The sequence below is a fragment of the Kitasatospora sp. NPDC036755 genome, from assembly GCF_040636595.1.
In the GTDB taxonomy this organism is placed as follows: Bacteria; Actinomycetota; Actinomycetes; order Streptomycetales; family Streptomycetaceae; genus Kitasatospora.
In genome coordinates, this window is sequence record NZ_JBEZUT010000283.1 from 1 (window position 1) to 11,309 (window position 11,309).

Consider the following 11,309-nt stretch of genomic DNA (forward strand, 5'->3'; position numbering starts at 1 on the left):
GCCGCGGCGCGTCCGGCCGCGCGCAGGGCGGGCAGGGCGGCGCGGCCGCGGGCGCCGATCGCCAGCACGAGCTCGCCGGCGGCGGCGGTCGGCGGGTCCTCCGGGTCGAGGATGGCGACGTCGCGCACCGGCACGTCCAGGCCCTGCGGGGCGGCCTGGAGCTCGACCAGCGGTTCGCCCAGGGACATCAGGAGTTGACGGAGCGGCAGGCCGGGAGTGGTCACGCCGGTCCTCCTTCATCCGCTCGGACAACGGTGTGTGGTTGATTTTAGCCGGACGGACAGAGTTCGGGTTCGTCAGGGCTGAATAGTTGATTTCGACTATCCGAGACCGGATAGTCAGTACCGACCAACCGATGAGGAACGTTCTCGATGGCGAAGCGACGCAAGGTGTCGAACCCGCTGGCCCTCGCGGTCCTGGCCGAGCTCACGATCGAGCCGATGCATCCGTACGAGATGGGGCGTCGACTCAAGGAGCAGGGCAAGGACCGCAACATCAAGTACAACCGCAGCTCGCTCTACATGGTCGTGGAGCAGCTGCGGAAGGCCGGGTTCGTCGCCGAGCGGGAGACCGTCCGCGACACCCAGCGGCCGGAGCGCACCGTCTACGCGCTCACGGCGGAGGGCCGGGCGGAACGCGACGACTGGATGCGCGAGCTGGTCGCCGAACCCCGACACGAGTACCCGGCGTTCGGGGTGGCCCTGAGCCTGTTGGCGGCCCTGCCGATCGAGGAGTCGGTGGACCTGCTGGCCCGCCGGCTGGAGGCGCTGGACGCCCTGATCGACGCCTCGCGCTCCGCGCTGCACGAGGCAGAGGGGACGGGCCTCCACCCGATGTTCGTCATCGAGGAGGACTACGCCCTCGCGCTGCTGCGGGCCGAGCGCCGCTTCACCGAGAACCTCATCGGACAGCTCGGGGAGCCGGAGTTCCGCCGGACCCTGGACGAACACCTGAGGAGGCTGGAATGAACGGGATCCGCACCACCGGAAAGGCCCTGGTCATCGGCGGCGGCATCGCCGGGCCGGTGACGGCGCTGGCGCTGCGGCTGGTCGGCGTCGAGGCCGTCGTGTACGAGGCCTACGGGAGCTCCGCCGAGGGCATCGGCGGAACCTTCATGATCGCGTCCAACGGGCTCGCGGCGCTGGCGGCCGTCGGCCTGGAGGCGGAGGTCGCCGCGATCGGGCAACCGGTCGACCGGATGGTCATCGAGGACGCGAGGAACGCCGTCCTCGCCGAGTTCCCCGAGGCGGCCGGGCGGGTGATGCGGCGCGCCGAGCTGTACGCCGTGCTCCAGCGGCGGCTGGCCGTGCAGGGCGTCGCCGTCCGGTACGGCAAGCGGCTGGTCGGCGTCGAGGAGCGCGCGGACGGCGTCACCGCCCGGTTCGCCGACGGCAGCACGGCGGACGGCGGCCTCCTGATCGGCGCCGACGGCGCCCGCTCCGTGGTCCGCGGGCTGATCGACCCGGCCGCGCCCGGCCCCCGCTACACCGGCCTGATCGGCGTCGGCGGGTACAGCGCGCACCGGTTCGACGGCCCGCGCGGCGCCGGCCTGTCCCTCCACTTCGCCCAGGGGCCGCGGGCGTTCTTCGGCTACTGGGCGCTGCCGGACGGCGCCGGGACCGCCTGGTTCAGCAACATCCCGCAGCCGGAGCAGCTGACCGCGGCGCAGGTCCGGGCGGCGACGCGGGCGGACTGGCTGGCGCTGGCCCGCGCGCGGCACGCCGAGGACCTGCCCGCCCGGGAGGTGCTGGCGGCGGCGGACGAGGAGAGCGTCGAGGTCTTCCCCCGGCTGGAGATCATGCCCTCCGTGCCGCACTGGTACCGCGACCGGATGGTGCTGGTCGGCGACTCGGTGCACGCGCCGTCCAACAGTTCCGGCCAGGGCGTCTCGCTGGCCGTCGAGAGCGCCGTCGAACTGGCCCGCTGCCTGTCCGAACGGCCCGACCCGGCGAGCGCCCTGGCGGCGTACGAGGCGGCCCGGCGGCCGGTGGTGGAGGCCGTCGCGGCCAGGGCGGAGGTGGTGAACGAGCAGAAGGCGGGCGCCGGAGCGTGAGCCGGTCGGGCGGGCCGGGGGCGTGAGCCGGTGGCGCCGGGTGATGCGGGGTGGTGCCGGGTGGTGTGAACGGTGGGGTGGACGGGGGCGGTTCGTGACCGCGGCGTGACCCTGTTCGTCGGGCCGGACAACGCCGTACGGGGGAATTTAGCCGCCCGGCCAATCAAGTGGCCCGGTGGCCAGGAATAGCGTTCGTGCTGTGGTCGGTGCGCAACCCGCGCCGGCAGTCCCCCCGCACTGAACGAAGGAGAGCGTGCGCTCTATGGACGCTGTGACCCAGGTCCCCGCGCCGGTGAACGAGCCGGTCCACAGCTACGCCCCCGGGAGCCCGGAACGGGCCCGTCTGGAGGCCAAGCTGAAGGAGCTGGGCGGCCAGGAGCCGGTCCAGCTGACCATGACGATCAACGGTGAGCGCCGGATGGGCGGCGGCACCGAGATCCACGTCGTCCAGCCGCACAACCACGCGGCTCGGCTCGGCACCCTGCGCAACGCCACCCAGGCCGACGCGCAGGAAGCCATCGACACTGCCCTGGCCGCGGCCCCGGCCTGGCAGGCGCTCTCCTTCGACTCCCGCGCCGCGATCTTCCTCAAGGCCGCCGACCTGCTGGCCGGCCCCTGGCGCGAGACCCTGGCCGCCGCCACCATGCTCGGCCAGTCCAAGACCGCCCAGCAGGCCGAGATCGACACCCCCTGCGAGCTGGTCGACTTCCTGCGCTTCAACGTGCACTTCGCCCGCCAGATCATGGCCGAGCAGCCGATCTCCTCGGACGGCGTGTGGAACCGCAGCGACCACCGCCCGCTGGAGGGCTTCGTCTACGCGATCACCCCCTTCAACTTCACCGCGATCGCCGGCAACCTGCCGACCGCGCCCGCGCTGATGGGCAACGTGGTGCTGTGGAAGCCGTCCCCGACCCAGCAGTTCTCCGCGCACCTGCTGATGCAGCTGCTGGAGGAGGCCGGCCTGCCCAAGGGCGTCATCAACATGGTGACCGGCGACGGCCTGGCCGTCTCCGAGGTCGCGCTCAAGCACCCGGCGCTGGCCGGCATCCACTTCACCGGCTCCACCGCGACCTTCCAGCACCTGTGGCGCGAGGTCGGCAACAACATCTCCGGCTACCGCACCTACCCGCGGATCGTCGGCGAGACCGGCGGCAAGGACTTCCTCGTCGCCCACCCGTCCGCCGACCCGAAGGTCCTCAAGACCGCGATGACCCGCGGCGCCTTCGAGTTCCAGGGCCAGAAGTGCTCGGCGCTGTCGCGGGCCTACGTCCCGGCGTCGATCTGGGCCGGCCTCAAGGACGAGTTCGCCGCCGAGGTCGACGGCCTCACCATGGGCGACGTCACCGACCTGACCAACTTCATGTCGGCCGTCATCGACGAGCGCTCCTTCGCCAAGAACAAGGCCGCGATCGACCGCGCCCAGGCCGACCCGCAGGTCGAGGTCCTCGCCGGCGGCACCTACGACGACTCGGTGGGCTACTTCGTCCGTCCGACCGTCCTCGTCTGCCAGGACCCGTCCAGCGAGTACTTCAAGGACGAGTACTTCGGCCCGATCCTCGCCGTGTACGTCTACGAGGACGAGAAGTACGAGGAGATGCTGGCCCAGATGGAGTCGGTGTCGCCGTACGGCCTGACCGGCTCGATCATCTCCCAGGACCGCGCCGCGGCCCAGGACGCGATGCACAAGCTGCGCTTCGCGGCCGGCAACTTCTACATCAACGACAAGCCGACCGGCGCCGTCGTCGGCCAGCAGCCCTTCGGTGGCGGCCGGGCCTCGGGCACCAACGACAAGGCGGGCGCCAAGCAGAACCTGGCGCGCTGGACCTCCACCCGCTCGGTCAAGGAGACCTTCGTCCCGCCGACGGACTACCGCTACCCGCACATGGGCTGACCAGCCCCTCCGACCAGCAGGCTCCTCCAGTAGCCACCGGTCACCCGCGACGCCCGGTCCCGCAGCCGGGCGCCGCCCGCCGGGGCGGCGGGCCCGTCCGCGCCCAGCGGCACCCTTCTCGGGACGCGCTGCGCGCGGCACCCCCGGTACCGCCGCCCCGGCCCCTCTGCCACCCTTGGAAACACCAGCTCCAGGAGTCACGATGCTCCGTTCCGCCCTTCTCGCGGCCTCCCGGTCCCCGCAGGTCCGCACCGTGGTCGAGAAGTTCCCCCCGACCCACGCGATAGTCGAGCGATTCGTCGCGGGCGACGTCCTCGACGACGCCATCACCGCCACGGACGACCTGATCGCCACCGGCCGCAAGGTCACCCTCGACCACCTCGGCGAGGACACCCAGGACGCCACCCAGGCCGCCGGCACCGCCGAGGCCTACGAGCACCTGCTCAAGGCGCTCAAGGAGACCGGCCTGGCGGCCGGCGCCGAGGTCTCGGTCAAGCTGTCGGCCGTCGGCCAGTTCCTCCCGGTGGACGGCGAGAAGATCGCGCTGGAGAACGCCCGTCGCATCTGCGAGGCCGCCGCCGACGCCGGCACCACGGTGACCCTCGACATGGAGGACCACACCACCACCGACTCCACCCTCGCCATCGCGCGGGAGCTGCGGGCCGACTTCCCGTGGCTGGGCGTCGTCCTCCAGGCCTACCTGCGCCGCACCGAGGCCGACTGCCGCGAGTTCTCCGGCGCCGGTTCGCGCGTGCGCCTGTGCAAGGGCGCCTACAAGGAGCCCGAGTCGGTCGCCTTCCAGGGCAAGCACGAGGTCGACCTCGCGTACGTCCGGGCCCTGAAGGTCCTGATGGCGGGCGAGGGCTACCCGATGATCGCCTCGCACGACCCCAACATGATCAAGATCGCCGGCCAGCTCGCCCAGTGGAACGGCCGCAAGCGGGACTCCTTCGAGTACCAGATGCTGCTCGGCATCCGCCCCGAGGAGCAGCTGCGCCTCGCCGGCGAGGGCAACACCATGCGCGTGTACCTCCCGTACGGCCAGGAGTGGTACGGCTACTTCATGCGCCGCCTCGCGGAGCGCCCGGCCAACCTGACGTTCTTCCTGCGCGCCATGGCCACCCGCGGCTGACCCGCGCGCCCACGAACCGCGGCCCGCACCCCTGACGGGGGGTGCGGGCCGTCCGCGTTCAGAGGAACGGCTTCGTGTCGAGGTCGAAGCCGAACGGCGCGGGGAGAGCGAGCGGTTCCCCGAAGGCGGCCAGGTGGACCTCGGTGTACTCCTCGCGGTGCGGCTCGCCGAAGAGGCTGACCTGGGACTTCTCGCGGTCGACGAGGAGGTAGAGCGGGATCCCGGCACGCGCGTAGCAGTGCCGCTTGGCGATGCGGTCCCGGTCCGGCTTGGCGGACGTCACCTCGGCGACCATGGCCACGCCGTCCGGTTCCATCCAGGACGGCGCGCCACGGAAGAGGCGGAGTTCCTCGGGGGCGAAGGTGACGTCGGGGATGACGTGGTTCGGAGGGTGATTCCCGCTCGCGACGAGGCGGAGGCCCTTGTTCTCGGACATCTGGAGCTCGGTGGCCGATGCGCGCCACACCTGATCGGTCAATGCGCTGACAAGATGGCAGTGATGGCCGTCCTTGGGGAGCTCGATGAGGATCTCGCCCTCGATGAGTTCGGCCCGCAAGCCTTCGGGTGCGTCCAGGGCCAGGAACAGTTCGAGGAGGATTTCGCTGTCCGTTGTGTTCATGAAGGGCCTCTCGACTGGATGTGTCGAAAGGTACGGGGTGGTGGGCATGGGTGGGGAGGGATGAGCGTGCCGTCACTCGATGGTGTGGGGCCGAAGGTGGGCCTAGGATCTTGCTGCTGGTGAACTGGCTGTTCGAGCCGAGGAGTTGGGGATGCTGAAGGCCTTCGCGGAGCTGTCGACGCCGTTGGTGGCGGATGCGTGCGTGCGGCTCGGGGTGGGGCTGCGGGTGGCGCCGGTGGGGGTGGGGCCGGTGGTGGCCGGGGCCCGGGTGGCGGGTCGGGTGCTGCCGGTGCGGCACTACGGGAGCGTGGACGTGTTCCTGGAGGCGTACGGGGCGGCGCGGGACGGGGACGTGCTGGTGGTCGACAACGGCGGGCGGACCGACGAGGCCTGCATCGGGGACCTCGCGGTGCTGGAGGCGCGGGCCGCCGGGGTGGCCGGGATCGTGGTGTGGGGGCTGCACCGGGACACCCCCGAGCTGCGGGAGATCGGGCTGCCGGTGTTCAGCTACGGGGCGCTGCCGCTCGGCCCGGTACGGCTGGACGACCGCGAGCCGGAGGCGCTGCTGACGGCGAAGTTCGGGCCGCACCCGGTGAGTGCCGGGGACGTGGTGTTCGCCGACCCGGACGGGGTGCTGTTCGTGCCCGGTGACCGGGTCGCGGAGGTGCTGGAGACGGCCGGCGCGATCGCCCGGACCGAGCGCGCCCAGGCCGAGCGGGTCGCCGGCGGGGACACGCTGCGCCGGCAGACCTCCTTCGACGAGTACCTGGCGCGGCGCGCCGCCGAGCCGGGGTACAGCTTCCGGCAGCACCTGCGGCGGGTCGGCGGGGCGATCGAGGAGTAGGCGCCGGGGCGGGCGGGCCGTTTCGCGGTCCCGCCCGCCCGCGGGCCGTCGCGGCGGGCGGGCGGGTCAGCCGCCGAGGACGGCGTCCTCGACCAGGGCGGCGGCGTGGGCCTGGCCGGTGGCGTTGGGGTGCACCACGGCGTACCGGAGGGGGAGGACGCTGGTCAGCACGCCGTCGAGCCAGTGGTCTGCGTCGCAGACGCTGTGGCCGGCGCTGGCCGGGTAGAGGTCCACGAAGGCGTCGCCGTGGGCGGCGGCGACCCGGGCGACGAGGGCGTTGAGCGGTTCGACGACCGCGGTGCGGGTCCAGCGGAGGTCCCCGGTGGTGAAGGTGCCGAACTGCAGGACGTTGCCGTACTGGCAGAGCTCGGCGGCCTCGGGGACGAGGTGCGGGTAGCCGACGGTGACGATCCTGGCGGACGGGGCCTTGGCGTGCAGCGCGGTGAGCATCCGGTCGTAGTCGTCGCGCAGCGCGTCGAAGCGGGCGGGCAGGCCCGCGTCGAACTTGTCCTTGCAGGGCGAGCCCTGGCCGAGCTGGAGGGCGCCGAGTTCGATGCAGCTCTTGAGGATCTCGGCGAAGCCGAGGTCGTTGCCGCCGATCCCGACGGTGACCAGGTCGGTGGCCGCGTCGACGCTGTCGATCTGCGGCGGGACGGCCGGGTAGGGGCCGTTCGGGTCGGTGCCGAGGGGTGGCAGCGGGCGGCCGAGCGGGCTCTGGGAGTCGGCGTAGACGCCGTCGGTGGTGGCGCCGCTGCAGCTGACGTTGCGCAGGTCGACCAGGGAGCCGAGGTCGCGGCGGATGATCTCGGGGTAGGACTCGACGGTGCGGGCGCAGCCGTCGCGGGGCTCGGTCTCGGCGCCGGTGGCCTCGATGACCCCGGCGGTGTAGGAGTCGCCGAGGGCCGTCCAGCGCAGGGCGCCGGCGCGGTCGCCGGGCCGGGCGGCGGCCTGGACGGTGGTCGGGGTGATCAGCCCGGCGGCGAGCACGGTGGCGGTGCCGACGACGGCGAGGCGGGACAGGGAGTGTGGCACGGCTCTCCTCCTCGGGGTGCGGGGGAGAGTGCGATTCACCCCCCTGAGAGTCAATCGAGTCGGTGCGTGGACGACTTGATGCCTCGGGAGGGTGAATTCGCGGGCGTAGCAGTGACGTCGGGTGTCAGAGGATCGCGGCGGCGGGCTCGATCATCGCCCGCGCGGTCTTGCCCTCGACGTACTCGCCGACGGCCGTCATCTCCCACTCGCCGCCCGGGCGGCGCACCAGCTTGCACATCATCACGCCGGTGTGGGGTTCGGAGTTGGTGAGGTCGAAGCGGACCAGTTCCTCCTCTGTCCGGGCGTCCAGCAGCCGGCAGTAGGCGTCCCGCACATCGGTGAACTTCTGGCCGGAGAAGGAGTTCACGACGAAGACCAGCGCGTGGACCTCGGCCGGCAGGCCCTCCAGGTGGACGGTGATCACCTCGTCGTCGCCGCCCTCGCCGCCGACCAGGTTGTCGCCGGAGTGGGAGATCGCGCCGTTGAAGATGTTCAGCTTCATGAACCAGGCCGTCTCCAGCCGCTTGTGGCGGGCGTCGAAGGCGAGGCAGGAGGCGTCCAGGTCGATGTCCCGGCCGCGGGCGGCGGACTTCCAGCCGAGGGCCATCCGGACGGAGGAGAGGAAGGGCCGGCCGTTCTTGACCAGGGAGACCGAGCTGCCCTTGACCAGGTTGACCCGGCCCTTGTCCAGGGTGATCCGGCCGGGGGCGGCCGGGGCCGGCGGAGCCGCGGGCGGGGTCGGGAGGGTGTTCTGGCCGGTGGCGAGGGCGATCCGCGGGTCGACCGGAGCGGCCGGGGGCGTGGGCGGGGCGGCCGGCGGGGCCGGGAGCTGGACGGTCCGGTCCGGTGAGGCCGGGAGCTGGACGGTCCGGTCCAGCGAGGTCGGCGGCGCGGCGGGTGCGGCGGGCGCCGTGGCCGGGGCCGGGGTCGGAGCCGGAGCCGGGGAGTCCTCGACGGTGACGCCGAAGTCCGTGGCGATGCCCGCGAGGCCGTCGGCGTAACCCTGGCCGACCGCGCGCACCTTCCAGGCGCCGCCCCGCAGGTAGACCTCGACCACGATGAGCGCGGTCTCCAGGCCCAGCCGGGGCGGGGTGAAGGTGACCAGCACCTCGCCGGTGTCGGCGTCGCGGACGGTGGCGGTGGGCTCCGTCCCGGCGAAGGTCGAGACCTGGTCGGCGGGGCTCGCGGTGACCACGATCTTGGTGATGCCGGCCGGGACGGCCCGGGTGTCGACGGTGATCGCGTCGGGGGTGCCGGCGGTGGCCGGGCGGTGGCTGACGCCGGGGCCGTTCGGGGCGTTGAAGAAGACGAAGTCCTCGTCCGAGCGGACCTTCCCGGCCTCGGTCAGCAGCAGGCCGGAGACGTCCAGCGCCTTGGGCGCGGTGACCTCGACGGTCACTCGCGCGGCGGTCAGCGGTGCGTTGCCGCCTTGGGTCAGGACGGTGGACACGGACTCCTCCTCGGGTGCGGAACGGCGGCCCGGCCGGGGCCGGTTGGGGGCGCCGGGTCGGGTGCTGCCCACAGTAACGAACGAGGGTGCGGGGATGAGCCCGTCCGAATCGCCCCGCTGCCGGATCGTCGGAGGACTGTTACACCCGGCCGTCGGCAGGTCAGCGCGCGGTGGTGCCCGCGATGGTGCCCGCGGTGGCGGTCGGCACGGGGAGCGACGGCTCGGCGGTCGGCGCCGGAGCCGGGCCGAAGCCGCCGAGCGCGGCCACCGCGCGGGGGTGGTCGAGGGCGAAGGCGGAGACGTTCCAGCTCTCCGCCGGGGCCGGCCTGCGCCCCGCGCTGGACGGCTCGGCGGCCGGACGGGCGCCGCGCACGCCGAAGGTGTAGTGGCCGGGCCGGACGTCGGTGCCGGGCGGGGTGGTGAAGCGGTGGACGACGGTGCCGCGCTCCTGCTGGGTGGTCACCACGGCGCCCGGAAGGTCGGTCCAGACGGTGCCGGGCCCGGGGGCCGACTCGCCCGGGGCGAGCCGGAACTCGGCCTGGAACGCGGTGACCGGCTCGGTGACGTCGAGGGTCAGCTGGTGGCGCAGGCCGTCGCGGCCGAGCGGGGATACCTGGCCGGCGCCGGTCAGCGCGCGGTCGGTGCCCGGGGCGATGCGGTCGGTGCCCGGGGCGATCCGAGGAACGCCCGGGGCGATCCGGGGGCCGCCGGCGGGGGTCGCGGTCGGGATGCCCGGGTCGCCGCCGGTGTCCGGGAGGGGCATGGCGGGCGGCGGTGCCGGGCGGGCCGGCCCGGCGGCCCCCAGCCCGGGCACAGCCGACCCGGGGGTGGGCTGCGGGCGGTCGGAGCCGGCCGGGGCGTAGGGCTGCTTGGCCTCGGCGGGCGGGGTGGACACGGAGGGGGAGGGCGAGGGGCCGGCGGCGGCCGGGGCGCCGGCCTCGGTGCCGGTGAGCTGGGTGCCGGGGGCCGGGGCGTCCTGCCCGGCCGAGGCCTGGCCGCCGGTCTGGGGCATGCCCGGGCCCGCCGGGTGGAACGCGGGCGGGCTGACGGCGACCGGCGCCGGCCCGGAGGGGCGGGAGGAGGGGTGCGTGGACGGGTGCGTCGAGGGCCGGCCGCCCAGGGGGCGTCCGGCGGAGGGGGCGGGCGACGGGCCGTCGGTCGGGGTCTGCGCGGAGATCGCCTCGGCCTCGTCGGTGGCGCCCGGGGTGGGCGGCGGGGTGGTGCCGACCCGGGCGACGCCGGCCCGGCGGCCGATCCCCTGCTGCTCGTTCAGCAGCAGGGTGGTGGCGATGCTGATGCCGACCACGGTGGACATCGCCATCGCGGCACCGGAGAAACGCACGGTGGGCAGCCGGAACAGGCCGCCGAACGGGCGCGCCCGCCCGTGCCGCCCCTGTCGTGCGGGCTCGTGCCGCACGTCCCGCGCGGTGTCCTCGCGCACAGCCAACGGACCCCTCCCTCCCCGAAGCCGCCGTCGCGTCGCCGTATTCTCCCACGCGTCGCCGCCGGGCCCGGTCCCGGCCGTCGAGGGCCGGTTCCGCGCGGGCCCGCACGGGGGAGGGGGCGAGCGTACCAGCGGGTGACCGCGTTCCGGGCGGTCCTGATCAACTTCACGGAAACCCTTTCCATGCAAGGAAGTTGACGTTCCGTCTGACAAGCGCGGTAAGGGGCTGTTGCCCCGGACGGGGGTTATTGCAACCCCCTTGCAACCCTTGCCCGCCGGGCGCGGCGTGACGCAGGCTGAGGGCATCCCACGCCGTCCCGGAGAGACCGTCATGTCGCTCGACCCGCTGTCCGCAGCCTCCAGTGCACCCCTCGCCGCCACCCCCACGGGCGGCGATGGGGACGGCTCCACCGCCGCTCCGGCGGCGGTGGAGGAGGTGCTGACGCTGCGGATCTCGCTGGGCGAGGAGGTGGTCGGCGAGGTGCGTACCCGGTTCCGGTTCACCGCCGAGCGCCCGTACGAGGTGCTGCTGACCTTCCACCTCGGGCGGCCGGACGAGGCGGACTGGGTGTTCTCGCGCGAACTGCTGCGCGACGGCCTGCGCGCGCTGAGCGGCCAGGGCGACGTCAAGCTGTGGCCGGCGTACTGCCCCTGCCACGGCGCGACGCTGCACCTGGCGCTCGAATCCCCGCACGGCAGCGCGCTGTTGGAGGCCTCCAAGCCCCGGGTGCAGGCCTGGCTCGACCGCACCCCGAACCGCCGACGGTTCGGCCACGGAAGACCAAACCCATCCCGGTCGCGCTTCCCCACAATGGGCGCGGTTGCTTCACCCGTTCGGTGGATT

The 11,309-nt window shown here is 73.6% G+C and carries 10 protein-coding genes and 1 pseudogene; 6 read left to right on the top strand and 5 right to left on the bottom strand.

From position 1 onward, the window contains the following. A pseudogene (locus AB0E96_RS31335) lies at positions 1 to 224 on the bottom strand (PucR family transcriptional regulator); the annotation flags it as partial. 147 nt (positions 225 to 371) lie between these two features. On the opposite strand from AB0E96_RS31335, the gene AB0E96_RS31340 reads away from it, so the two are divergent. The 4 genes from AB0E96_RS31340 to AB0E96_RS31355 all read left to right on the top strand — a co-directional run bounded on the left by AB0E96_RS31340 (position 372) and on the right by AB0E96_RS31355 (position 5,076). Then, the gene (locus AB0E96_RS31340; protein ID WP_359829156.1) at positions 372 to 968 is read left to right on the top strand and encodes a PadR family transcriptional regulator; all 597 of its coding nucleotides are present in this window, start codon (positions 372 to 374) and stop codon (positions 966 to 968) included. Beyond that, positions 965 to 2,053, top strand: a complete 1,089-nt coding sequence (locus tag AB0E96_RS31345; RefSeq protein ID WP_359829157.1) for an FAD-dependent monooxygenase — start codon at positions 965 to 967, stop codon at positions 2,051 to 2,053. Before AB0E96_RS31340 ends, AB0E96_RS31345 begins: the two co-directional genes overlap by 4 nt. Before the next feature lie 262 nt (positions 2,054 to 2,315). After that, positions 2,316 to 3,944: an L-glutamate gamma-semialdehyde dehydrogenase gene (gene pruA, locus AB0E96_RS31350; protein ID WP_359829158.1), complete on the top strand. Its 1,629-nt coding sequence runs from the start codon at positions 2,316 to 2,318 to the stop codon at positions 3,942 to 3,944. 202 nt (positions 3,945 to 4,146) lie between these two features. Then, on the top strand, positions 4,147 to 5,076 hold the full coding sequence (locus AB0E96_RS31355; RefSeq protein WP_359829159.1) for a proline dehydrogenase family protein: 930 nt from the start codon (positions 4,147 to 4,149) through the stop codon (positions 5,074 to 5,076). A 58-nt stretch (positions 5,077 to 5,134) separates the two neighbouring features. Here the strand turns inward: AB0E96_RS31355 and AB0E96_RS31360 are convergent, their stop codons facing one another. After that, positions 5,135 to 5,695, bottom strand: a complete 561-nt coding sequence (locus AB0E96_RS31360; protein WP_359829160.1) for a Uma2 family endonuclease — start codon at positions 5,693 to 5,695, stop codon at positions 5,135 to 5,137. A 151-nt stretch (positions 5,696 to 5,846) separates the two neighbouring features. Between AB0E96_RS31360 and AB0E96_RS31365 the strand changes: the two genes are divergently transcribed. Then, complete coding sequence (locus AB0E96_RS31365; protein WP_359829161.1) at positions 5,847 to 6,539, top strand: RraA family protein; 693 nt, start codon at positions 5,847 to 5,849, stop codon at positions 6,537 to 6,539. 66 nt (positions 6,540 to 6,605) lie between these two features. On the opposite strand, the gene AB0E96_RS31370 is transcribed toward AB0E96_RS31365, so the two are convergent. The 3 genes from AB0E96_RS31370 to AB0E96_RS31380 form a co-directional block, all read right to left on the bottom strand. Continuing rightward, a complete protein-coding gene (locus AB0E96_RS31370) occupies positions 6,606 to 7,571 on the bottom strand; it encodes an SGNH/GDSL hydrolase family protein (RefSeq protein ID WP_359829162.1) in 966 nt (321 codons plus the stop codon). A gap of 124 nt (positions 7,572 to 7,695) precedes the next feature. Beyond that, positions 7,696 to 9,009 (bottom strand): TerD family protein, encoded by a 1,314-nt coding sequence (locus AB0E96_RS31375; RefSeq protein ID WP_359829165.1) that lies wholly within the window; start codon positions 9,007 to 9,009, stop codon positions 7,696 to 7,698. Between the two features lie 172 nt (positions 9,010 to 9,181). Then, a complete protein-coding gene (locus tag AB0E96_RS31380; protein ID WP_359829163.1) occupies positions 9,182 to 10,468 on the bottom strand; it encodes a hypothetical protein in 1,287 nt (428 codons plus the stop codon). Positions 10,469 to 10,796: 328 nt separating this feature from the next. On the opposite strand from AB0E96_RS31380, the gene AB0E96_RS31385 reads away from it, so the two are divergent. Beyond that, on the top strand, positions 10,797 to 11,309 hold a 513-nt coding region (locus AB0E96_RS31385), incomplete at its 3' end, for an SsgA family sporulation/cell division regulator (protein ID WP_359829164.1).

What these genes read in the sequence shown, in the direction of transcription:
- AB0E96_RS31355 (WP_359829159.1), top strand. Translation starts at nt 4,147, where the DNA reads ATGCTCCGTTCCGCCCTTCTCGCGGCCTCCCGGTCCCCGCAGGTCCGC.
- AB0E96_RS31360 (WP_359829160.1), bottom strand. Translation starts at nt 5,695, where the DNA reads ATGAACACAACGGACAGCGAAATCCTCCTCGAACTGTTCCTGGCCCTG.
- AB0E96_RS31365 (WP_359829161.1), top strand. Translation starts at nt 5,847, where the DNA reads ATGCTGAAGGCCTTCGCGGAGCTGTCGACGCCGTTGGTGGCGGATGCG.
- pruA (WP_359829158.1), top strand. Translation starts at nt 2,316, where the DNA reads ATGGACGCTGTGACCCAGGTCCCCGCGCCGGTGAACGAGCCGGTCCAC.
- AB0E96_RS31345 (WP_359829157.1), top strand. Translation starts at nt 965, where the DNA reads ATGAACGGGATCCGCACCACCGGAAAGGCCCTGGTCATCGGCGGCGGC.
- AB0E96_RS31340 (WP_359829156.1), top strand. Translation starts at nt 372, where the DNA reads ATGGCGAAGCGACGCAAGGTGTCGAACCCGCTGGCCCTCGCGGTCCTG.